The organism is Humidesulfovibrio mexicanus (genome assembly GCF_900188225.1).
GTDB classification, from domain to species: domain Bacteria; phylum Desulfobacterota; class Desulfovibrionia; order Desulfovibrionales; family Desulfovibrionaceae; genus Humidesulfovibrio; species Humidesulfovibrio mexicanus.
The window spans coordinates 257,758-280,598 of sequence record NZ_FZOC01000004.1; the positions used below are offsets into that span (position 1 = coordinate 257,758).

Annotated in this window: 24 protein-coding genes and 1 tRNA gene; 20 read left to right on the plus strand and 5 right to left on the minus strand. The window is 64.1% G+C overall.

What is annotated here, in order from left to right; translation table 11 throughout:
• Positions 1–39 precede the first annotated feature (39 nt).
• Positions 40–810, minus strand: coding sequence for a hypothetical protein (locus CHB73_RS10305; protein ID WP_089274485.1), 771 nt, complete (start codon positions 808–810; stop codon positions 40–42).
• A gap of 328 nt (positions 811–1,138) precedes the next feature.
• Here CHB73_RS10305 and CHB73_RS10310 point away from each other — a divergent pair, with 328 nt between their 5' ends.
• From CHB73_RS10310 to CHB73_RS10385, 18 genes are all read left to right on the plus strand, one after another.
• Positions 1,139–1,909 carry a DUF6651 domain-containing protein gene (locus CHB73_RS10310; RefSeq protein ID WP_089274486.1) on the plus strand — a complete coding sequence of 257 codons (771 nt, stop codon included), beginning with the start codon at positions 1,139–1,141 and terminating at the stop codon, positions 1,907–1,909.
• A gap of 24 nt (positions 1,910–1,933) precedes the next feature.
• Complete coding sequence (locus CHB73_RS10315; RefSeq protein ID WP_089274487.1) at positions 1,934–2,866, plus strand: hypothetical protein; 933 nt, start codon at positions 1,934–1,936, stop codon at positions 2,864–2,866.
• Between the two features lie 59 nt (positions 2,867–2,925).
• Positions 2,926–3,243 (plus strand): hypothetical protein, encoded by a 318-nt coding sequence (locus CHB73_RS10320; RefSeq protein ID WP_089274488.1) that lies wholly within the window; start codon positions 2,926–2,928, stop codon positions 3,241–3,243.
• 12 nt (positions 3,244–3,255) lie between these two features.
• Positions 3,256–3,753 (plus strand): DnaT-like ssDNA-binding protein, encoded by a 498-nt coding sequence (locus CHB73_RS10325; protein WP_089274489.1) that lies wholly within the window; start codon positions 3,256–3,258, stop codon positions 3,751–3,753.
• Between the two features lie 3 nt (positions 3,754–3,756).
• Complete coding sequence (locus tag CHB73_RS16490) at positions 3,757–3,957, plus strand: hypothetical protein (protein ID WP_143337367.1); 201 nt, start codon at positions 3,757–3,759, stop codon at positions 3,955–3,957.
• Positions 3,958–3,962: 5 nt separating this feature from the next.
• Positions 3,963–4,325 (plus strand): hypothetical protein, encoded by a 363-nt coding sequence (locus CHB73_RS10330; RefSeq protein WP_089274490.1) that lies wholly within the window; start codon positions 3,963–3,965, stop codon positions 4,323–4,325.
• Entirely contained in the window at positions 4,325–4,744 is a 420-nt protein-coding gene (locus CHB73_RS16825; protein ID WP_179216992.1) for a hypothetical protein, read from the plus strand. The genes CHB73_RS10330 and CHB73_RS16825 overlap by 1 nt, the downstream gene beginning before the upstream one ends.
• A complete protein-coding gene (locus CHB73_RS16830; RefSeq protein ID WP_179216993.1) occupies positions 4,741–5,163 on the plus strand; it encodes a phage tail terminator-like protein in 423 nt (140 codons plus the stop codon). Before CHB73_RS16825 ends, CHB73_RS16830 begins: the two co-directional genes overlap by 4 nt.
• Before the next feature lie 21 nt (positions 5,164–5,184).
• Positions 5,185–6,321 (plus strand): phage tail tube protein, encoded by a 1,137-nt coding sequence (locus CHB73_RS10340; RefSeq protein WP_089274492.1) that lies wholly within the window; start codon positions 5,185–5,187, stop codon positions 6,319–6,321.
• Between the two features lie 12 nt (positions 6,322–6,333).
• Positions 6,334–6,741: a hypothetical protein gene (locus tag CHB73_RS10345; RefSeq protein ID WP_089274493.1), complete on the plus strand. Its 408-nt coding sequence runs from the start codon at positions 6,334–6,336 to the stop codon at positions 6,739–6,741.
• Positions 6,742–6,803: 62 nt separating this feature from the next.
• Entirely contained in the window at positions 6,804–7,094 is a 291-nt protein-coding gene (locus CHB73_RS10350; RefSeq protein ID WP_089274494.1) for a phage tail assembly chaperone, read from the plus strand.
• Between the two features lie 7 nt (positions 7,095–7,101).
• On the plus strand, positions 7,102–9,840 hold the full coding sequence (locus tag CHB73_RS10355) for a phage tail tape measure C-terminal domain-containing protein (RefSeq protein ID WP_089274495.1): 2,739 nt from the start codon (positions 7,102–7,104) through the stop codon (positions 9,838–9,840).
• Positions 9,841–9,843: 3 nt separating this feature from the next.
• Positions 9,844–10,200: a hypothetical protein gene (locus tag CHB73_RS10360; protein ID WP_089274496.1), complete on the plus strand. Its 357-nt coding sequence runs from the start codon at positions 9,844–9,846 to the stop codon at positions 10,198–10,200.
• Positions 10,197–10,670, plus strand: a complete 474-nt coding sequence (locus CHB73_RS10365; protein WP_089274497.1) for a DUF1833 family protein — start codon at positions 10,197–10,199, stop codon at positions 10,668–10,670. The genes CHB73_RS10360 and CHB73_RS10365 overlap by 4 nt, the downstream gene beginning before the upstream one ends.
• On the plus strand, positions 10,670–11,092 hold the full coding sequence (locus tag CHB73_RS10370; RefSeq protein ID WP_089274498.1) for a C40 family peptidase: 423 nt from the start codon (positions 10,670–10,672) through the stop codon (positions 11,090–11,092). The genes CHB73_RS10365 and CHB73_RS10370 overlap by 1 nt, the downstream gene beginning before the upstream one ends.
• Entirely contained in the window at positions 11,085–15,371 is a 4,287-nt protein-coding gene (gene gpJ, locus CHB73_RS10375) for a TipJ family phage tail tip protein (protein WP_143337368.1), read from the plus strand. The genes CHB73_RS10370 and gpJ overlap by 8 nt, the downstream gene beginning before the upstream one ends.
• Complete coding sequence (locus tag CHB73_RS16990; protein WP_089274500.1) at positions 15,372–17,039, plus strand: hypothetical protein; 1,668 nt, start codon at positions 15,372–15,374, stop codon at positions 17,037–17,039. It abuts the gene before it with no gap.
• 8 nt (positions 17,040–17,047) lie between these two features.
• Entirely contained in the window at positions 17,048–17,365 is a 318-nt protein-coding gene (locus tag CHB73_RS10385) for a hypothetical protein (RefSeq protein WP_089274501.1), read from the plus strand.
• Positions 17,366–17,537: 172 nt separating this feature from the next.
• Here CHB73_RS10385 and CHB73_RS10390 read toward each other — a convergent pair.
• Both CHB73_RS10390 and CHB73_RS10395 read right to left on the minus strand, forming a co-directional pair.
• Positions 17,538–17,614, minus strand: a tRNA-Pro gene (locus CHB73_RS10390).
• Between the two features lie 47 nt (positions 17,615–17,661).
• Positions 17,662–17,862: a Trm112 family protein gene (locus CHB73_RS10395; protein WP_089274502.1), complete on the minus strand. Its 201-nt coding sequence runs from the start codon at positions 17,860–17,862 to the stop codon at positions 17,662–17,664.
• Between the two features lie 138 nt (positions 17,863–18,000).
• Between CHB73_RS10395 and CHB73_RS10400 the strand changes: the two genes are divergently transcribed.
• Both CHB73_RS10400 and CHB73_RS10405 read left to right on the plus strand, forming a co-directional pair.
• Entirely contained in the window at positions 18,001–18,852 is an 852-nt protein-coding gene (locus CHB73_RS10400) for a PHP domain-containing protein (protein WP_089274503.1), read from the plus strand.
• A 106-nt stretch (positions 18,853–18,958) separates the two neighbouring features.
• Positions 18,959–19,711, plus strand: a complete 753-nt coding sequence (locus tag CHB73_RS10405; RefSeq protein ID WP_089274504.1) for a PilZ domain-containing protein — start codon at positions 18,959–18,961, stop codon at positions 19,709–19,711.
• Positions 19,712–19,720: 9 nt separating this feature from the next.
• Here the strand turns inward: CHB73_RS10405 and alr are convergent, their stop codons facing one another.
• Positions 19,721–20,857, minus strand: coding sequence for an alanine racemase (gene alr, locus CHB73_RS10410; protein ID WP_089274505.1), 1,137 nt, complete (start codon positions 20,855–20,857; stop codon positions 19,721–19,723).
• 128 nt (positions 20,858–20,985) lie between these two features.
• Positions 20,986–22,836 carry a DNA mismatch repair endonuclease MutL gene (mutL, locus tag CHB73_RS10415; protein WP_089274506.1) on the minus strand — a complete coding sequence of 617 codons (1,851 nt, stop codon included), beginning with the start codon at positions 22,834–22,836 and terminating at the stop codon, positions 20,986–20,988.
• Positions 22,837–22,841 lie beyond the last annotated feature (5 nt).

Sequence of the window (22,841 nt, forward strand, 5' to 3'; positions counted from 1 at the left end):
CCTCCTGGGGGCCTCGCGGCCCCCGGCTGTTGTTGGTTCCTAGTGAATTTCCGCGTTGGACATGGTCCCGCTGGATTCCAAGTACTGCTTGGCCAACGCGCTGTGCAGGCGGGGCAGAAAGGGCTTGTCCAGGCTCATGTCGATGCTGTTGCGCTCGTCCATCATCGGCATGACGATGCCCAAAAATTCAGGATGGGAGCTGACGGTGACGAACACCGGGGATCCGAGACCGGTCGGGTGGAAGGAGACAACGCGGGAGCTACCGTCCCCGAAATCATACTGCCCGACATGGTCCACCGGGAGCATGATGTCCTCCAGTGTGGTTTCCGACGCCATGGCCGACTCGCGCTTTGCCCAAAAGCCCTCAGAGTTCGGCCACTGGAATGATTTCAAGCAATCCTCCGGCCTGGGGTCGATGTAGAGCACCACATTGTGCCCGTTCTCGACGCGCACCGCATGAGAAACATGCTCGACCAGGGGTTCCCAACCTTCGCCGCGCTCCATGATCTTCTCGGCGTGTTCAATGACCAGCTCCGGCTCAACCGTAACCGTCGTGCGCCCGACTTTCATCTTGCTGGGCTTGAAGGCCTTGAGAAGTCCCGGCGTGGGCTTGAACACCGCGCTGGGGATGTCGCACACGCCGTCCTTGTCGTGGAACACCCCGTACTGGTGGCCGTTTAGGGCCTCGATGAGCACCCCCTCGGTGCCTTCGCAGGGGCGGATGTGGAAGCACGCGATGGCGTCCATCGCGTCCTCGTTGGACCGGAAGCGGTTGAGCAACCAAAGGTACTTCGCCTTCACCCGAACCATATTCGTCTCCTTGCTGTTATAATTGACTTTATCCACACCAAAACCAACAAACAAACACTACAATACATACACAATAAATACAACAATTATCTTCAAATTGTTGCCCCCTCCGCTTGCCTGGGCGTTCTTTTCCTGAGCCCAAGACAAATCCCGTCAAGTCCCCCGCTGGCCCCCCACCTGACCCCCTCCTGACCCCGCTTTGACCCGGCGTGCGCGCAGGACCGCTGATACCTTGCGCGCAACTCTGGGGGGACTCCCCCAGGTCGTCGGCGAGAAGCCAAGGCAATGAACCTGGCGAGAAGCCAAAACCTCGAACGGGAGAACCGTGATGAAGCTCAAGCTCGATGAAAAAGGCGCGGTGGTCTTGCAGGACGGGAAACCCGTCTATGTGGCCGCCGATGGCAAGGAAGTGGCCTACGATGTGCCCAAACTCGTGAGCGACCTGGAGCGCGTAAACGGCGAGAGCGCCGGGCGGCGCAAGGAGCTTGAGTCCCTTGAGACCAAGCTCAAGGTGTTTGATGGCCTGGACCCGGAAGAGGCGCGCAAGGCGCTGGAACTGGCCAAGAACCTGAAGGACGGCGACCTCATCAAGGCCGACAAGGCGAAGGAGCTTGAGGCCCAGCTCAAGCGGAGCATCGAGGACGCCTACTCCGCGAAGGAAAAGGGCTATGCGGAGAAAATCTCCGGCCTTGAGCAGTCCCTGGCCGACAAGGACGCCAGCTTCCGCCGCCTGCTCATCAAGAGCGACTTCGGCACCAGCAAATTCCTCGCGGAGAAGACCTTCCTGACGCCGGACATCGCCTACGATTTCCTCGGGAAGTCCTTCGACATCGAGGAGCAGGGCGGAGAGCCGCGCGTCGTCGCCAAGCTCAACGGGCAGCCCATCTTCAGTCGGGCGAACCCTAGCCAGTACGCCACGACCGACGAGGCCATCGAAGTCCTCATCGAGCATTACCCGCTCAAAGACCGCATCCTGAAGTCCGCCCCCGGCGGCGCTGGCTCCCCGCCCAACAACAGCGGTGGTGGCGGCGCTCAGGGCTCCGAGGGCCTTTCCTCCACCCAGAAAATCGCGGCCGGCTTGAAGGCTATGCAGCGGTAAAGCCAACCGCAGAAGGAGTTGCCCATGGCTTCCCAGACTCTCGCTGAAGCGAAAAAGCTCATCAACAACCAGATCGTGGTAGGGATCGTTGAGGACATCATCTCCGTCAACCCCTGGTACGACGTGCTGCCGTTCACGGGCTACGACGGCCAGGGCCTCGTCGTGAACCGCGAGAATGCCCTGGGCGACGCAGGCTTCTACGGCGTGGATGCCACCATTACCCACAAAGCCGCTGCGACCTTCACCCAGGCGACTTTCACCGCGACCAAGATCATCGGCGACGCCGAGATGGACGGCCTGGTCAAGGTGCAGTCGACTTCTGCTGGCGTGGACCAGGTCGCCGTCGAGATCAGCTCCAAGGCCAAGAGCATCGGCCGCCTGTTCCAGACCGGCATGGCCATTGGCGACGGCATCAGCCCCAACATGTACTCCCTGCACTCCCTGTGCGACTCCGGCCAGTACACCGCGGCCAGCGCCGGGCAGGCCATCTCCTTCGCCCTGCTGGATGAGCTTCTGGACCTCGTGAAAGCCAAGGACGGCCAGGTGGACTTTATCCTGATGCCGGAGCGCACCGTCCGCAGTTACAAAACGCTCCTTCGCGCCTTGGGCGGCACCCCCGCGGAGTGGGTGGTCGATTTGCCCGGCGGGCGCAAAACCATCGGCTACGAGAGCATCCCCATCTTCAAGAACGAGTTCCTGTCCACGACCGAGACCGCCAACGGCGCCGCCCTCACCGGCGGCGCGCTGACCTCCGTGTGGGCTGGCTGCTTCGACGACGGCAGCCAGAAAATCGGCGTGTCCGGCATCCACCCGTCCGGCGCTCCGGCTGGCATTGATGTCCGGTTCATCGGCGAGCAGGAGGCCAAGGACTCCGAAATCTGGCGCGTGAAGCAGTACGCGAACTTCGTGAGCTTCAACCGCCGCGGCCTGGCCCGCCTCACCAGCATCAACAACTAACCGCCGCGCAAGATCAGAGGGGGAGTCGACTCCCCCTCTCAGCGCGCAGGAGAAGCCCCATGGCAAAAGTCCGTTTCATCAGCAGCGCCACCGTTCCTGTGGGACAGATCGAGCGCCACTTCGGCCACGACTTCGTGGCTCAGGAGGACGGTACTCTGATCGCCGACATCCTTGACGAACTGTTCGACACCGAGGTCGCTGCTGGCCGCGTCGTGCCCATCGAAGACACGCCGAAGACCCTGGAGGAAATGACCAAGGCGGAACTGCTCAAGTACGCCGAGGTCAAGGCCATTCCCGTGCCCGCTGGCCCGGTTAACAAGCCGGAACTCCTCGCGGTCATCAAGGCCGCTGAGGAAGGCAAGCGCCTGGGCGAATAGGGCGACGCGGCGATGGCACTCACAATCGAAAACGGGGTCGTTGTGCCCAACGCGAACACATACGCGGACCTCGCGACCGTGACGGCCTACCACGCCGCGCGCGGCAATTCCGGCTGGCTGGCCTCAAGCGAGGACGCCGAACCCGCGATCCTGCGCGCCATGAATTACATCGAGTCACGCCCCTGGAAGGGCCAGAAGACGGCCTACAGCAACCCGCTGTGCTGGCCCAGGACCGGAGTTGTGGACCGGGAGCAGTTCGATGTCCCGGCGGACACGGTACCCGCCGGGGTCATCTCCGCCCTGTGCGAGGCCGCGCTGCGCGAGCTGGTCAAGCCCGGCTGCCTTGCCCCGGACCTGGAGCGCGGTGGGCGCATCCTGTCCGACTCCATCGCGGGCGTGAGCACCAGCTACGAGCAAGGCGCTCCGGCCGGAACCACGTTTGCCTCAATCACCAATGCGCTGGCCGGGCTCGTAAAGGGTTCCGCGTGCGTTGAAATCGGGAGGGGGTAGCCCATGGGTGGAGGATACGAACCAACGCTGACCACACTGACGGGCATGTGCCCGAAGGCCACGGAGAAGCTGCTGAATCTGGGCTACATCATGCCCCTGTATCTCCCCGAGGGCGGTGCGGTCATAGGCAGCTACGTGCTCACCAGTGAGGGCCGCACGGCTCTTGGTGGCATGATCTCCAGCATCCCGGCCCGGCAGGAGTAGCCCGCGTGGACTACGCCGCGAAAGCAGCCAGCGCCGAGGCCACGCTGAAGGCCAAAGGCCGCAGCATGACGCTCAAGGTCGTGACTGCCGGGGCCTACGACCCGGAGACGGGAACGGACCCCGGTAGCTCGACGGCCAGCTACCCCTGCTGGGGCATCAAGGGCAGCTTTGCACTCGCGCAGATCGACGGCACGAACATCATCGCCGGGGACTGCCGGGCCACCATCGGCGCGCACAGCCTCCCCGTTGCCCCGCAGCCCGGAAACGGCCTGATGATCGGGGAGGACGAGTGGTCAGTGGTGAACGTCGACACCGTTTCGCCCGCCGACGTGGCCATCCTGCACAACCTGCATCTGCGGAGGGCGTGATGAGCGGGGGCTTCGTCATCGACCTCCGGCGCTTCAAGGCCAAGACGGAAGAGCGCGCGCAATTGATCGTGAAAAAGATCGCCTTCGAGCTGTTCACGCTGGTGGTCCTGCGCTCCCCCGTCGATACTGGCCGCTTCCGGGCGAACAACCAGATTTCCATCAACGAGTTGACGCCAAGCTCCATCATCGAGTTTTCCAGCAGGGGGGGCACAGGCGCCACCGTGGGCATTCCCGGCCGCGAGCGGGGGAAGCTCGAAAGCTATCGTCTGGGCGACATCATCTTCGTCCACAACAACGTGAAATATGGGCTGGAGCTCGAAATGGGCAGCTCTGGGCAGGCCCCGCAGGGCATCTACCGGCTGTCGGTGCAAGACCTCGTCACCCACCTGGATTCGCTCGTCGCCGGGGTGAAGTCGTGAGCCAGCACCTCATCTACCCCTTGCTGGCTGGCCGCCTGAAGGCCTTTGCGGCGGCGCAGTCCCCGGCCCTGCCTGTGGCCTGGACGAACACGCCGTTCAGGCCCCCCTGCGGCGGCACTTATCTGCGCGAGCATCTGATGTTGAGCACGCCGCGTGCGGCCGCAGTTGGCGACGATGCCAAAGACTACCAGCCGGGCATCTACCAGATCGACATCATGAGCGAGGCCGGGAAGGGCCTGAAGCCGACTTCGGACGTTTCCAAAGCGCTCAAGGCGCTGTTCCCTCGCGGGCTCCGGCTGGTCGCCACCGACGTGGCCCTCACGGTCAAGAGCGTGAGCGTCATGCCCGGCGCGACCGACGACACCCGCTACAAAGTCCCCGTCTCCATCAACTTCTACGCCTACGTGAGCCCGGCCTAGCGGCGGGCAAAGGAGAACGCCATGTCGCTTTACGGTTCGGGCAGCAAGAAAGGGTACTCCTACTGCGAGGAGACCTCGTTCGGGGTCACTCCGGCCAGCCCCAGCATGAAGAAGGCCCGCCTTGTCGAGGGCGTGAGTTTCGACTTCAAGCGGGACACCATCGTGAGCAAGGAGCGCTCGGACACCGCGCAGGTCATGGGCATCGGCTACGGCAACGGCAACGGCACCTGCGCGCTCCCCTTCGAGTTCTCCTACGGGAGTTTCGACGACTTCATGGAGGCTGTCCTACGCAGCACGTGGAACTCCCACGCTCTGAAGCTCGGAATCACCGACCGCAGCTTCACTTTCGAGAGCGCTTCGCCGGACGTGCATGTCTACGAGCACAACAAGGGCGTGGTCCTGACCAGCTTTGCGCTGGACATCAAGCCCAACGCGAACATCACCGGCTCGTTCGGCGGTATGTTCCAGGACCAGCGCGTGGCGCAGACCACCGGGGCCACCCTGGCTTTCGACTCTGTGGCCAAGACCATCACGCGCAGCGCCGGTTCCTTCATCGACGACGGCTTCAGGGTCGGCGACCCGGTGCTCATCACCGGGGCCGCTGACGCCGGGAACAACCTTTCCGACATCATCAGCGCCCTGACCGCCACGGTCATCACCGTCGAGGACGGCACGGGCATGGTCACGGAGCCCGCCACAGTCGGGGCCACGGTTGGCCTGGGCTCGTTCGGCACTGCCGCCGTGATTTCCAGCGCGGAAGTCTTCGACGCCTTCACCGGAGAAATTCTCATCGACGGGGCACCGTTCGGAGACCTCTTGGCCCTGAACCTGACGGCGTCCACCACGGGAACCCCGGCCTTTGCGGTCTTTAACCCCCGGATGAAAAACATCACGACCAGCACCCTTGAGATCAAGGGCAGCATGTCCGTCTACTTCGTGAACCAGAACCTGAAGAAGAAGTTCCTGAACGGCATCGGCTCCAGTATCCAGTTCACGCTCGGCGAAGGCTCCGGCAGCTACACGTTCAAGATGGGCTCTCTCAAGTTTTTGAGCAACGGGCGCGACGACGCGGCCACCAGCATCACCGAGAGCATCGAATTCCAGGCGACCTACGACACCACGGACGCCTCCACCCTGAAGATCACCCGCATTCCCTAAGGAGCGAGCAGCATGAGCGAGAAAGAGAAGAAATTCCTGGACCTTTCCGCGCTGGACACCAAGACCATGGCCGACCAGGGCGTGGAAATGGAAATCCTCACCGTTGACAGCGGCAAGCCCACCGGCGTGTTCCTCACCTTGGCCGGGTATGATTCCGACATCTACCGCAACCAAGAACGCGCGACGCTCAACAGGCGCTTGGCGAAGAAGGTGCGGAAGACCCCCACGGCTGAAGACTTCGACGACGATAGCATGGTGACTCTCGTCCGCTGCACCCTTGGCTGGCGCAATGTCGAGGTCGGCGGCAAACCGCTGGAGTTCACCCCGGCGAATGTCCGCATGGTCTACGAGCAGTATCCGGAGATAAAGCGCCAGGCCAACGCCTTCATCCTGGACGGTGCGAACTTCCTCCGGGACTGACCATCGCCCTTTGCGCGGCCGTTGAGCGCTTCATAGAGTTCGACACGCCGAACAAGGACGGAGTGACCAAGCGGGCGCTGGTGGAGAAGGCCGAGGAGCGCTCAGGGCAGCTCATTGAAGAAGACGAAGTGCCGGTCGCGGGGGAACACCTCTGGGCCTGGTTTTGGACGCTGGACGGGGGGCGCGGCTACGGAATCGCGGGGCCGCTCCCGCTCACCTACAGCGACCTTGCCGCATGGGCCAGCCTGCACGGGATAGATATCCAGCCGTCGGAAGTCGAGATCATCAAGGCCATGGACGCTGCGCGCATTCGGGCAACGCACAAGCTGCTGAACAAGCTGAACAAGAAGTGAGGGAACCATGCCCGATCTCGCAACTCTCGACATCGCCATCAAGACCAAGGCCGTCGAAGACGGTGTGAAGCAGCTTGATGGGCTGACAGCGGCTGGCGGGCGAGCCGAAAAGTCTACGCAGGGCCTTGCGTCCAGCATGTCCAACCTCACTGGGATCGCGCAACGCCTCGCGGCCGCCTTCGCCCTGTATAAGCTCGCTGACTTCACTCGTGAGGCCGTGCAAGCCGCAGCCCGCTACGACACGCTGGGCGTGGTGATGAACGTCGTTGGCCGCAACGCCGGATACACCGCGGCCGAAATGCAGAAGTACGCCGACGGAGTTCGGAAGCAGGGCATCACCATGACGGAGTCGCGTGACGCCGTCATCAAACTCGCCCAGGCGAAAATCGACCTATCCAAGGCCGAGGGCTTGGCCCGCATTGCACAGGATGCCGCAGTCATCGGCAACACCAACTCCAGTGACGCCTTCATGCGCCTCATTTACGGCGTGCAGACCGCGCAGACCGAGGTGCTCCGCAGCATCGGCATCAACGTCAGCTTCGAGCAGAGCTACGCCAAACTCGCTCAACAGCTCCACAAGAGCACGAGCGCGCTCTCCGAGCAGGAGAAGATGCAGGCCCGGCTCAACGCCGTCATGGCATCTGGCGACGGCATTGCTGGCACCTACGCGGCCTCCATGGGCACCGTGGGCAAGCTGATGACTTCGCTGCAACGGTTCTGGGACAACCTCAAGGTCCACATCGGCCATGGCGCCCAAGGGCCGCTCGCGGACTTTATCGACGGGCTCATCAAGAAAATCGAGGAGCTTGACCAGGCGTCGCAGGCCCCAGGCTTCCGAGATAGCATGACGAACATCGCTGGCGCCGTGTCCAGCATCGCCAGCATGAGCATGGACGCCGCCGTTGGCGGGGCAAAGACTCTCGTCGGGCTGCTTGGGGAGATTTCCAGTTGGTTCAACAGCATATCTTCGGAAGACAAAGCGATACTGCTCGGCTTAGCCGCGGGAGGGAAGTTTGGGGGGCTCTACGGCGCTGCGGCTGGCGGGCTAGCGGGCTGGGCCGCAGGCAGCACTTCGACTCGCGCCATCATCGGGAATGCGTGGTTTGACCGTCAACCACAGACCTCGGAGGAGGCCCGCGCACTTGCAGACGACGCCAAGAGCTACCTCGACGCCTTCGGCTCCGACCCGGCGTCGGCGTCAATTTTGCGAGTCATGGACTCCTCGTATGCCCGGCAAGAGGAAGCCTACCAAAAATGGAGCGCCCTCGCAGACATCCTGTTGAAGCAGGAGAATGAAGCTGGGCAGAAGGCAAAAGAGTCGGCCCGCGACGCCGACCGCCGCGCCTGGGGCGCGCAGTACCTCGACGAGTCCGGCTACCACAAGCGCAAAGCCGACGAAGAGAAGGCCAGACAGGAAGCGGAAAGCAAACGCCAGCAAGCCGTCAAGGACCGCCCGCAAATTCTCGCCGCGCAGTCCGCCCTGGCTGGTGCGCGCGCGGACAATCGCATTTACGATCTGGAGCGGGCTGGCGAGACCATCGCGGTGGCCCTGGCCCAACTCGACAAGGCATACATGGCATCGGTGGCAAGCCACCAGGCAAAGTTGGCCAACCCCAGCATCTCCGGTGGCGTCGCAAGCGCAGTCCGCCAGCAGATGGCCGAGGAAGAGAAGCTGTACCAGAAGAAGCGGGAGTGGACTCTCCAGAGCGGAAAGCTGGAACAGGCGGTTGAGCAAGACGCCGTCAACCTGAAGATCGCAAACCTCAAGGGTCTCGAAACCTACGACCTTGAGATGAAACAGGCCAGATCACAGCGCGACAAGTCGTTAAGCAGCGATAATTACGTCGAGCGCTCCAACGCCTTGCAGGTCTACGCGGCCACGCTCCAATCCATCAATGAGAAGCAGGAGCAGGCCAACCGACAGGCGCGCGGCGAACTCGCCACGCTCAATCACGACCTGAACGCGAACCTCCAGACCCAGATCGAAGAGCTCCAGGTGCTCCGGGAGAAGACCAAGGAATTCGACAAACAAGCACTCTACGACAAGAAGATCGAGGGCCTTCAGGCTCACCAGAAAGGCGACCTGTGGTACGCGGCGAAGAACTCCCTCGCGGAGTACGCCTCGTCCGCCCAGGATAAGTTTGCGAACATGACCACGTTCGCCACCAACTTTGCTTCCAAGACGGAGGACGCGCTTGTTGGGGCCTTCATGGGCGCTGAAACGGCCTTCAGCGACTTTGCCGAAGGCGTTTTGTCTGACCTCATCCGAATGCAGGTCCGGGCGAGCGTCACCGGCCCGTTGTTCAACATGCTCAGCGGCGGGAGCAACGGCGGGTTGTTCTCCACCATCGGAAGCTGGTTCGGCTTTAACCACGGCGGCGGCATGGTCGGCGAACCGACATTCTACGGCCAAGTGTCCCCGCTGGCCTTCGCTGGCGCCCCGCGCTTCCACGGCGGCGGATGGCCGGGCTTGGCTTCAGACGAAGTCCCAATCATAGCCCAGAGGGGCGAGCGCGTCCTGTCCCGCGAGGAAGTCGCGGCCGGGGTAGGCAGCGGCGGCTCTTCCGTACAGATCGTCATTCAGAATTACACCGGAGCGCAGGTCCAGACCAAGGAAACGGCGGGTTCCGGAGGCCAGCGCCAGCTTCAGGTTGTCATTGGAGAGGTAGTCAAGGGCGCGTTCGACAGCGGGCAGATGGACAACACCATGTCCAAAAACTACGGCCTTCGCCGCAAGGGGTACTAGCCTATGGCGCTCGCTCTTTGGCCGCTTGGCCTGCCCCAGACGCTTCAGCAGGACGGCTTCTCCTTGCAGCCGCCGCAGAACTTCATCGCAACCCCTATGGAAGTAGGGCCGCGCAAAACGCGACGGCGCGATGTCGTCGCCACCTACCCCGTGCAGGGCCAAATTGTCGTCACCTCGGCCCAGCTCGACATCCTCTGGGCGTTCTTCCGCGTGACCATCGCCGATGGGTCGCTCCCGTTCGAGTGGGTCGAGCCCAGAACCGGCGACGCCGCGGAGTTCACGTTCAAAGAGCCCTTCACGGTCTCGGACCTTGGCGGCGGGAACAGCCGCATCAGCCTGTCCTTTGAGGTGACGGCATGAGCCTGAGCCCCGAAGGCATCAAGGCTGTCCTGGCCCAGCATACGGACGAGGTGTTCCTCAACTGCCTGCGCATCTCCCATCCGAACCTCACGGATGACATTCGCCTGGTGTGCAGCAAGCGGAACCTGACACACGCTGGCAAGGAATACATCGCCTACGCTTTCACCGTGCGTCTGCCCAACGACTCTGAAGAGGGCGTGGCGCAGTTTGCTGTGGAGTTAGACAACACGGATCGACGCATCGTGGAAGCCGCACGCAGCATGGCAGGGGGGCAGCCCGCGACGGCGGTGTTTTTCGCGGTTCTGGCCAGCGACCCGGAAAGTGTTGAGGTCGGCCCTTATGAGGCCACAATGCGCGAAATTTCCTACGACTTCCAGAAAGTCACGGCCGCGTGCAACTTCGAGGACCACCTCAACCAGGCCTACCCGGCACACTCTTTCACCCCCAACCGCTTTCCGGGGCTTTTCTGATGCCGCCCGCCTGGGTCAACGGGTACGTCGGCGTGCCCTACCTGGAAGAAGGCCGCACAGCTTCCGGATGCGACTGCTACGGCCTAGTGCGCCTGGTGCAATGGCAAGAGCGGGGCATCGCCATGCCCGAACTTTCGCACTTGGCCTACCGTAAGCGGGCAACGCCAGAAGAGCGCATCGCGCTCGGCGAGAGCATCAAGGCCTACGATGCGGCGGCCGTCGGGTGGACGCTGCTCCAACCCGGCGAACCCATGCGCGAGTTCGATGTGATCTGGCTTCGGCACGGTGGGCCGATCCACTTCGGCGTCGCCATCGACCGCAGAACGATGCTGCACGTTGAAGAAGGCGCGGACGCCGTGCTTGAGCGCCTCGACACCGTGCAGTGGAAGAACCGCATCCTGGGGGTCTACCGACATGCGTAAGCCCCATGAGGCGGAAGCCGAATACCTGCCCCCGGCCCCGGTGCTTTCGATTTGCCCACATCCGCTCAAGGCGGCGGCGACAACGGAAGTGGCCCCAGCGGGCATGACCGTGGCCGAGATGCTGTACCACTTTGGCTACGGCTACGTGCTGCTCCCCTCGTGCCGCGTGAACCTCGTCATCGAGCGGCTTGATGGAAGCTCCGTGGAGCTGTCCAAGGCGCAGGCCTTCGAATTCGCCCCCCTGCCGGGCGATGTCATCGGCGTGCGCGTGCTGCCCGGCAAAGGCGGTGGAAAGAACCCGCTGTCGACGATCATTTCCATCGCTACAATCGCCGCGTCATTCTATATTCCTCCTTCCTGGGGAATGACTGTCGGGGCAGGGATATTCAATACGTTCGGCGGGATGAGCATGGGGACGGCTCTCCTGCTTGGGAATGTCGTTGTTTCCGGCGGCATCATGCTGGCCGGAACCCTGATCAACAGCTTCCTCGTGTCCCCGCCCACCTCGGACATCGCCAGCGCCGGTGGCACAACGACAGAATCCACGAGCACGACGTACTCCATAGCAGGCTCGCAGAACAAGATGAACCGCTGGGGGGTCGTCCCACAGCTTCTGGGCGGCACTTTCCGCATCTACCCGTGCCACGGCGCGGAACCATACACGGAAGTCCGTGGCGAAGACACCTATCTACGCCAATTGTTTGTCATGTACGGCCCGGTCAAGGTCGAAGACATGCGCATCGGCGAGACGCCGCTGACCGACTACACGGACTACAAAATCGAGGTGCGCGAAGGGTGGATGGACGACGCCCCCGTGACGCTCTACAGCGACGGCAAGGACGTGCATCAGGAATCACTTTCTCTGGCCCTGCCCGCATCAGCCGGATGGGTCTCGCGACGCTCCAACCCTGATGCGGACGAACTGATTTTTGATGTAGCCTTCGCCCGTTTCTATCGGGTGAACCAAAGCACCGGAAAGTACGAAGAGCTCACCGTAGACTTTGAGGTCGAAATCAGTCTGGCCGGGGCCGCCGACTGGAAGCCCTGGAACGACGCCGCTACCAACGCCCTATCCATCAGCGGGAAATTCACCAGCGCTTACACCAAGAGCTTCCACATGGCCGTGAAACACGGCCAGTATGATGTACGCTGGCGCCGCATCACCGCTGACGACACGACGAACTATACCTTCGACACCATGACGATCGCGACTCTGCGCACCATCACCTCGCGTGACCCGATTTCCACCACGAGCGACCTCCCGCCGCTGTGCAAGATTGCGCTGGTCATCAAGGGTAGTGGGCAGCTCAACGGAATCATCAACCAATTCAATTTTCTCGGAACGGCCTACCTGCCGGTTTGGAACGAGGCCACGGCCGCCTTTGAGATGAAGACCAGCAACGTGCCCGCCTGGGCCTACGTGAACGTCCTGCGCGGCCCAGCCAACAAGAAGCCCACGCCTGACGCGCTTATCGACACCCAGGCCATGCTGGATTGGGCAGCATGGACGGAAGCCAAGGGGCTACACATCAATGCCATGGTGGACACCGAGACCACCGTGCGGGAAATCCTGCTCAAGATTGCCCGCGTCGGTCGGGCCAGCTCTGGCAAGCGGGACAACCTCTACGCCGTGGTCGTAGATAACGAAAAGACCACCTACGATCAGGTTCTCTCCCCTCGGAACTCCTGGGGCTTTGAAGGCAAGGTGCAGCTCCCGGACATCACGCACGGCGTGCGCTGCGTATTCAACAATAAGGAAAAAAACTACGTCCAGGACGAGAGGTTGGTCTACGCGCCCGGCTACGACGAATCCACGGCCAGCGAGTTCGAGGAATTGCAACTTTGGGGTGTGGACAACGCCGCCGAAGCGTGGATGTCCGGCCAGTTCCACATGGCCAACGTGCGGCTGCGCCCTGAGCAATTCAATGCCTGGATGGATTGGGAATCCCTGCGGTGCAGGCGTGGCAGCCTCATCAAGTGTGTGCACGACGTGCCGATGCTCGGCAACGGGCAGGGGCGCATCAAGGCCCTGGAATACAAAGATGCGGAGGCCAATCCCCCGGACATGCGTGTTACGGCCATCACCATCGACAGCAAGGTGACGATGGAGGCCGGGAAGGTCTATGCCGCAGCCGTGCGCCTGTATACCGGTGCGCTGATGACAACCGCCGTGGTCACGGAGCCCGGCGACGTTTCGCGCTTAGTCATGCCGGGCACCGAGCCCATCCTCGCCAGCGCAGCCCCGGCCGTGGGCGACCTGCTCATCTTCTCCGAGGCCGAACGCCTGGGCGAGGATTTTGTCGTCACCAATATCGAGCGTGGCGACGACTACACCGCGCGGCTCACCTTGCGGCACTATGCTCCGGGCGTCCAGACCGCGGATAGTGGGACGATTCCGGCCTTCAACTCGAACATCACGCGCACTGTGCCCACTGCGCAGGCCGCGCCGGGTGTACCCGTCATAGATGCCGCTGCCTCAGATGAGTCGGCTATGCTGCGCCTGGCCGATGGAACCTACGTGCCGGGCATCGCCGTGAGCGTTCATCCCGGGGACGGGCTGGCCCAGACATCAGCGTACCAAGTCCGAGCCCGCGAGGTCGGAGGGGCATGGGGGCAGCCGTTCTCAATCGGGGGGGACGCCAGGACCATCCACGTCGATAACGTGGCGGAAGGCAACGCCTACGATGTGCATATTCGAGCCGTTTCTGCCGAAGGCATCGCAAGCGCCTGGGCAGAACTCGCGGGGCTCGATGTCGTGGGCAACACCACGCCGCCGCCCGCGCCGCGAGACCTCGCTGTCCAGACGACCCAAACCGGGCTTTCCGCAACCTGGACGGCGGCCCCGGCGCCCTGGGTCAGTGGCTACGACATTGAACTCGACGGGGCGATAATCGAATCCGGCTACGCCGGAGACTCAAAGCCCCTGCCCGCGCAAACCGAAGGGGTTCACGCGGTACGAGTTCGCAGCCGTGATGCGAGCGGGCTTCTGAGCCCCTGGGTGGGCGCGGAAGTAGTTGTCGTTGCCCCCTCGGCCCCGTTGGTGACGGCCAGCATCTCCGGCGGGAACATCCGTCTCGCATGGGAACATCGCTTGGGGAGTTTCGCGTTGGCCAGCTCTGAAATCCTGCACGGCGACTCGCTGGAAACCTCCACCCCGCTGGGTTCCGGGCTTTCGGACACGTCAATTCAGGTGCCCGGCGCGGCTGGCGCGCATAAGTTCTGGGTTCGCGATACCGACACAGCCGGAAACACCGGCCCGGCAGGAATGGTGGAATTGGTCATCAGAGCGCCCGGTGCGGTCGCAATCACGCCCCAGGTCATCGACAACAATGTGCTCTTGGCCTGGACAGAAAACGCGGGCACATTGCCTGTTGTGGACTGTGAACTCCGGCGCGGAGGAACCTATCCGGCCTCGACCCCCATCGGCCGCATCAGCGGTCAGTTCACTACCATCTTCGAAAGCGCTGGCGGCAACTACACCTACTGGATCACCCAGCGGGACAAGGCGGGGAATGACGGCACCCCGGCCAGCATCACCGTGCAGGTGAGCCAGCCGCCGGACTACGTGCTGCACGCGGATACGGCCAGCACTTTCGGCGGAACCCTGGCGAATGCGCTGCTCGACGGCGGCGCGCTGCTCCTGCCGGTGGACACCACATCCACCGTAGCGGCGAAAATGACCGTCGGAGGCTGGGCCAGCAGGCAGGCCAAGGCCGACGCGGGCTTCCCGTACCGCCTGGAGCCGACCCCGGCCGTGGCCAGCTACCAGGAGGTCATCGACTACGGCACCATCCTGGCCGGGACAAAAATCACCGTCACACAGACCTCGCAGGCCATCCACGGCAGCGTGGCTCTTTCGTGCAACCTCAAGGTGCGCGCGAGCGAGGCTGACGCCTGGACGGACCTGGGCGACGTATGGGGCGCCTACGGAACGGCCTTCCGCTATCTCCAGGTGACGATTACGGCCACACCGGACGGCGGTAGCAACGACCTACTCCGACTCACCGAGCTGCGCGTGCGGCTGGACGTGAAGCTCAAAAGCGATGCAGGCTCGGCCATATGCGACGCCAGCGACAGCGGCGGAACGCAGGTCGATTTCAACGTAAGCTTCGTGGACGTGCAGAGCATCACGCTCACGCCGGCTGCGGGGGGGGCTGCGCGCTATGCGCTCTACAACTTCTCCGACGTTGTGAACCCGACCGGGTTCAAGATTTTGCTGTATGACGCCAGCGGCAACCGCGTCTCCGGCACCTGTAGTTGGAGCTCCAAGGGGGTTTAAATGGGCACGCCCGACTTTAATGTTCCACTGTTGACCGCCACGGAGGCAGGTTACGCCGCCGCGCTGTTGGATTTGTTCCGGGGTCTGGCGCTTGGGCTGGACACCTCCGCGAACAACCCGCCCACCGGGGCCATCCGTTGGAACAGCGCCAACGGTAGGTGGGAAAAATTCGACGGAACGAGTTGGGGAGCACTGGCCAGCCGGTACTTCATCGACGTGGATACCTTGGACGGCCTGCACGCCAACGACCTGGCGCTTGCAGGGCACAACCACAGCGGCACTTACCAGCCGCTAGCTTCCGTGCTGACTCTGTTGGGGGGACTCACGCCTGCCGCCGACACCATCGGGTATTTTGCCGGGCCGAGTGCAGCTGCTCGCACGGCGTTCACCGCCCTCGCGCGCACGCTGCTCGGCTGCACGGACACGGCGAACATGCGCGCGACGCTGGGCTTGGTCATCGGGACCAACGTGCAGGCCCAGGATGCGACTCTGGCCGCTCTGGCCGCGCTGACCACGGCGGCGGACAAGCTCATCTACGCGACGGGCTCGGACGCCTTCGCTACCTGCGACTTCCCGGCGGCGGCGCGCACGCTGCTGGCCGCGACTACCGTTGCCTTGCAGCGCAGTGCGCTGGGCTTAGGGGGCGCGGCCTTGCTGACAGCCGGGGCTGCGGCGGGGAACGTGCCCGTCCTTGATGCCAGCGGCAAGTTGTCCAGCGCCCTCATCCCTGGCGGCGTTGGCGGCGTGGACACCCTCGCGCGCGACACAGCCATCCGCAATGCAATACGTCTTGGTGTGCAAATCGCTGATGCGTCCAGCTCTATTCCCTGGGGGTATCTGTTCCTTTTCGCCACTGACGAACTGGCGACCAAAACTGGTGCAACCTATCAAGGCACCAACAAACTTTATGATTACCAAACCACGGCCAACGTAGATAACCCCACGACCCCGACTACCGGTACTCCTTCTCTGAACGGCTATACCTTCGCAGACAGACAAGTTGCGGTGGAGAATGGCGCATACATCACGCATATTCGCATTCGTTCGAGCAGCTCATTCAGCGGAACGGCCTATATATTCAGCCGTTCTGGCACAACGTATACTGTGGTTGCATCTGTGGCGGTCAGCCATACTGGCGGCGGGTGGCAATCATTTGCGCTTGCTAGCGCATACACTGTGCCGACCACTGGGACGTATTTCTTGGGTGCCTATTCCGCGAATTTTGGCAGTGCTCCCGGCTACACGGGCGGCTACCGCTCGTACGTAGGCGGGCAAATCAGTGGATCGGCGACCATGACGGAGGACAGCAATAACGTCATCCCCATGGGCTATACAAAGGGGGCGGCAACCGCAGGCATGACACTCATCTCCGCAGCCATCAGCGTGGGCTCTGCTCCGTCCAGCGTGGACGCCTATTTCCTCCATAGGGCCATTGATTCGGTGACGCTGAATACCGACATCAAGGCGCGCGTGAGCCGCGATGGTGGGTCCACTTGGAGCGGCTATGTCACCCTGGCCGAGGTTTGCGCGGTGGGCGACTACAAGCTCCTCAAGGGTACTGCGGACCTCTCGCCCACAAACAGCGGGGCGTCTCTTACGTGGGAGGCAACAACGCACAATTTCAAGTCGCAACAACTCCGCGCTGCCGCGCTGCAAATCGCCGCCTAGGAGGCACGATGTACGCGAGAATCATTGATGGTCGCGTGGCCGAACGGACTGAGAAAATGCCCGCCCTGGGCGAAACTGAGTGCGCGCTCATCGTGGAGGTGGACGCGGATGTGCAAGTGGGCTGGCTGTGGACACCGGAGGGCTGCGTCGCGCCGACAGCGCCGCCCGCGCCGGATCCCAACGCCGCCATTGACGCTGAAATCCTGGCTCTTGAGGCCACCGTGACACAGCGCCGCCTGCGCGAGGCGCTCCTTACAGACGAAGGCAAGACGTGGTTGGCGGAGGTGGAGGCGCGGATAGCGGCCCTGCGGACTGCGAGGGCGTAGAGAATCTGTAGGCAACTGCCCGGGCGCTGGTCACGCGCGTGGGCCACAGGGGGCGGCATGGGCCGCCCCTTTTCCGTTGTTTCACGGAACCAGAAAAACGACTATGCGCCTACAAATGCGCCTACAAGAAAAAACGGCTTGCAGTTTTTATACTGCAAGCCGTTGTATTTTCTGGTCGGGGCGACTGGATTTGAACCAGCGACATCCTGCTCCCAAAGCAGGCGCGCTACCGAGCTGCGCTACGCCCCGAAAAGGAGGTTCCTTCCCTACGGCAAACCGAGGCCACAGGCAAGCCTTCAGCTCCGGTCCGGCGCGCTCCCCTTCCAGGACGCCACAGGAACGGCCTCCTCGACAAGCATGACGGGGATCTCGTCACGGATGGGATACACGAGCAAACAGGCCGCACAGAGCAGGCCGTCCTGCCCGGTCAGCAGCTCAAGCCCGCCGTGGCATTTGGGACAGGCAAGCAGATCAAGCAATTCCGCATTCAACGCCATGGGCACCTCCGCTCTGTTGGCAGGCACAGCTATACCCGACAGCACGCCGCGGCACAAGGGCCGCCCCCCTTGACGCCGCCATGCCTTTGACGGATAGGTGGAGGTCGATACACACGAATCTCAAGTCCGAGGCCCCCCATGCGCCAACGCATTGACCTGCATACCCATTCCACTGCTTCGGACGGCACCTACACGCCCAAGGAGCTCATGCGCGCGGCCGCAGACATTGGCCTTGCCGCCATCGCCCTCACGGACCACGACACCTTTGACGGATTGCCGGAAGCACGGTGCGAGGCGGAACAACTGGGCCTGGAACTGGTGCCGGGCTGCGAGCTCTCGCTGGATTATGGCGGAATGCCCACGCATTTGCTGGCGCTCTTTGTGGACGAGCGGCCCGGCAATGTGAACGCCGAACTGGAGCGGGTGCGCAGCGCCCGCACCCTGCGCAACGAGCTGATGCTGCAGAAGCTCAAAACCGTGGGCGTGCATCTGCGCATGGAGGACGTGAAACGCCGCGCCGCGGGCGTCGTGGGCCGTCCGCACATGGCCCAGGCCATGTTGGAGGGCGGCGTTGTCCGAAGCTTCGAGGAAGCCTTTGCGCGCTTTCTGGGCGCGGGCGGTCTCGCCTACGTGCCCAAGGCCAAGCTCACCCCGCGCGAGGCCATAGAGGCCATCCACGCGGACAAGGGCCTGGCCGTCCTGGCGCACCCGTACGTGCTCTCGCAGCAACCCGCCCGCATACGCGCCATTCTGGCCGATCTTGCGTCCATGGGCCTGGACGGAGTCGAAGTGTACTACACCGAGCATTCCGACAAATACACGGGGTTGGTGGCTGCGCTGGCGCGGGAGCTGGGCCTGCTCATGAGCGGCGGGTCCGATTTCCACGGGGCTGTGAAGCCCGGCGTGGCCCTTGGGCGCGGGCGCGGCGGACTCTTCGTGGACGGGGAGCTTCTGGACCGCATGAAGGAAACCCTGGCCGCGCGCGCCTGATCCCCATTTTTCCCTTGCCAAGCCTTCGTGCACGTGGCAAACTACGTATCGTAGTGCGTGGTGTCTTTTCCGCACGCGCCAGTCACAAGCACAGGAGCAACTCGGCATGAATGTCCAGGAAGAACCGGTCCAGCCCGCCATGACCGCCGGAGAAGCGGAACACGCGCAGGAGACGGCGGCTGCCGCGGAGGCTCCGCCGGAATCGGCGCGCAGGGTGGAGCGCCTCCCCGGCGTGCATCTCAAGCTCAAGCTGGGCAATCAGCTCATCCTGCGCTTCTTGTGCGTTGACAAGCGCTACGAGGCCAAGGTCGTTGGGTACGAGCCCTACGCCTACAGCATCGCGCAGGTGCGGCTTCCCCAGGAAGTGCTGGCCAAGCTCGGACAAAATCCGGGAGTCGTGGCGCAGTTGAACGCCGGGGGAACCCTGTACGGCTTCAAGACCGAAGTGGTGAACAAGGTGAACGTGCCCGCGCCGCTGGTGTTCCTTTCCCACCCTGCAAGCGTGGAGCGCCTGGTGCTGCGCCGAACCGAACGCCTGGACGTGACGCTTCCGGCAAAAATCCATGGCGCGTACGGCGAGCACGATGTGCTCCTGCTCGACATTGCCCCGAGCGGATGCAGCTTCACGGCGCGCTGCACCCTCAAAAGCCCCCTGCGCGAGGCCAAGCCCGGAGACCGCGTGGTGCTGCACTGCGACCTGGCCTGCGGCCAGCCCCTCATGGCGCCGATACACCTGCGCCGCGTGGCCGAGCACAACGGACGCGTCACCATGGGCGGCCAGTTCGTGGACCTGACCGACGACGCCGCGCAAGTGCTTGCGGAATATCTGGAGCGCCTGCAGCCTCTGATGGGCGAATAGGCCGCCCGGCTAGACAAACACCCGGCGGTTCATGCCCAGCAGGCAGAACACCTCGTAGGAAATGGTCCCCCACCAGCCGGCCAGCTCCTCGGCGGAGATGGCCAACGAGCCGCCACCGCCCAGCAGCACGGCCCAGTCGCCGGGGCGCACGTCGGGAATGCCGGTAACGTCTGCGGCGCACAGCTGCATACACACGCGGCCCACCTGCGGCGCACGACGCCCGGCGATGAGCATCTGCGCGCCCTTGCCGGAAAGCCCCCGGCTGTACGCGTCGGCATAGCCCGCGGCCACGATAGCCACGCGCATGTCGCGCTCCGCGGTGTAGGTTCCGCCGTAGCTGATGCTCTGGCCTTTTTTCAGGGCGTGCACGGCCACGATCTTCGTGCGCACCTCCATGGCCGGGGAAAGCCCGCGGCCCAGATGCTCCCAGGCTGTGCCCGCAAAGGGGTTGGCCCCGTACAGGGCGATGCCGCCGCGCTGGCTCTGGTGGCGCAGTTTCTGATGGGCGAGGATTCCGGCTGAATTGGCCAGGTTGGCCTCCACCTGGAACCCGGCCTCGGCCAAGGCGGCCAGGGCCGCCTCGAAACGTTCGGCCTGGGCCAGCACCTTGTCCACGGAAGCGGGGTCGTCGGCCGTGGCCAGGTGCGAGCTGGCCATGACCGGGCGCACGAGAGGGGCCTCGCGCAGGCGTTCCACAAGGCGGGGCAAATCGTCCTGGGTGAAGCCCAGGCGCGCCATGCCGGTGTCGAACTTCACGGAAACGGGCAGGCCCTTGCCCATGCGCGCAGCGTGCCCGGCCAGGGTCTCCAGCTGGCGAAAACTGCCCACAAACGGAATGATCTCGTACTCCCACAGCAGGGGGTAGTCCTCGCTGTCCACGGGGCCGAGCAGGGACACGATGCGGGCCTTGATCCCCTCCGCGCGCAAAAAACCGCGCAGGGCGGCACCCTCCTCCACCGAGCCGATGGCGAAGGTCTCGCAGCCTTCCTGGGACAAGGCGCGGGCCACTTCGCACAGCCCATGGCCGTAAGCGTCGGCTTTGACAACGCCGATGACGCGGCCGCCGTGGCCGGACAGCAGGCGATAGTTGGCCCGGATGGCCGCAAGATTGACGCGGACTTCCAACTTGTTGTGCACAATGCTCATGGAACTGAATGCTCCTCCATGCTGCCCGCTATAGGGATGGGGCGGCGCGGGGGGAATTTGGCAGACAATGCGCCGCTACGCAAGCTAAGTAATCCCGGCGCGCCCAAATTACGTACCTCGGCCACCCCTTACGTGCGCTTGAACAGCCGCTCCAATTCGCTCTCGCCAAAGCTCGCCACCACAGGGCGTCCGTGGGGGCAATGCTCACGCTCCGGGGCGTCGAGCCAGGCCTCCAGAAGCGCCAACGCCTCGTCCGTCGCCAAGGGCTGCCCGGCCTTGATGGCCGACTTGCACGACAGCAACGTCCACAACGAGGTGAGCCCGTCGGACTGTTCGGCCAGAATCTCGCGCAGGTGCTGCACCGCGCGGCCCGTGGCCAGGGTGGGCGGCACCCCGCTCAGCAGCAGGACATCGCCGTCGCGCTCCAGCAGGTAGCCCACCTCGCGCAGTTCGCCCGCAAGCTCCTCCAGACGCAGGGCCTCCGACGGGTGCAGGGAGAGCGGCAGCGGCACGGCCAGCGGCTGGGTGTGGCCTGCTGCGCGCGCCCGGCGCATCCCCTCCAGAATCACCCGCTCGTGCGCGGCGTGCTGGTCCACGATGACCAGCCGACCATGCGCCCCGCCCTGGCGCAGCACCAGGTAGGTGTCGGCAACCTGCCCCAGGTACTCCAGGTTCTCCCGTTGCAGGGCGCGGGGCGCGGCTGCTCCCAGCGAAGCCGCGGCCTGGTCTGCGGCAGCGCCGGACCGGTCGCTCGGAAAGCGCTCGACAGAAGGCGCGGGCGGGGTCAGGGGCAGGGGCACCTCGCGCTCGGCCTCCGGCGAAAGAAAGCTGGCGTAGGCGCGCAAGCGCGCAGGCGCGGATTCGTCCCCCCGGCCAAGCCAGGGAGACGTTCCGCCCGGTGCGGCGGAAGGCCTGGAAGCGCCTGCCCCTCCCCAGGCCGGGGAAGCCCCTGCGGCCGCATAGCCTCCGCCGGGCTCGGCCAGGGCCGCGGAACCGGCCACGGGCTCCAGCGCCCAGCGCACCAGGGAGAACACCGCGCTCTCGTCGCGGAAGCGCACCTCGGTCTTGGCCGGATGCACGTTCACGTCCACCTCTTCCGGCGGCAATTCCAGAAACAGCGCCAACTGCGGGTATTCGCCGGAGAGCAGGCGGCCTTTGTAGGCCTCGCGCGCGGCGCGCATGAGCAGCCGGTCCTGCACGGGCCGGGAGTTGACATAGAAGAACATGCGGTCGGCGCGGTTCTGGGCGTGGCAGGGACTGCCCGCAAGCCCGTGGGCGGTCATGCCGTCCTTTTCGCGGCGAAACTTCACCAGGCCTTCGGTCACCTGGGGCGGCCAGAAGCGGGCCAGGCGACCGGCAAGGTCCTGCCCGCCGGGCAGGCGGAACAGCTCGCGCCCGCCGCTGACCAGGGAGAAGGCCACGTCCGGACGGGCCAGGGCCATGCGCATGAGGGCTTCCTGGCAGCGCTTGGCCTCGGTGGCCTCGCTGCGCAAGAACTTCAGGCGCGCGGGCGTGCCCGAAAAAAGGCGGCGCATCTCCACGCGGGTGCCGCAGGCCAGGGCCGCAGGGCCTTCGGCCTTCAGCACGCCCTGGTCCACCTCAAGGCTCGCGGCCTCGGCCGCTTCCCGCGCGCGGGAGGTGAGCAGCAGGTGCGACACCGAGGCGATGCTCGGCAACGCCTCACCCCGGAAGCCGAAGCTGGTGACGGTGAAAAGGTCCGCTGCGGTCTTGAGCTTGCTGGTGGCGTGCCGGGTCACGGCAAGGGCCAGCTCCCCGGCCGGGATGCCCTGGCCGTCGTCGGTGACTTGCAGCACGCTCGCCCCGCCGCCCTCGATGACCACGTCGATGCGCGTGGCCCCGGCGTCGAGGCTGTTTTCCACGAGTTCCTTGAGCACGCTGGCCGGGCGCTCCACAACCTCGCCGGCGGCGATCTGGTTGCGCAGGGTATCGGGCAGCAGGGTGATGGGCTGGCGCGTCATGCGCG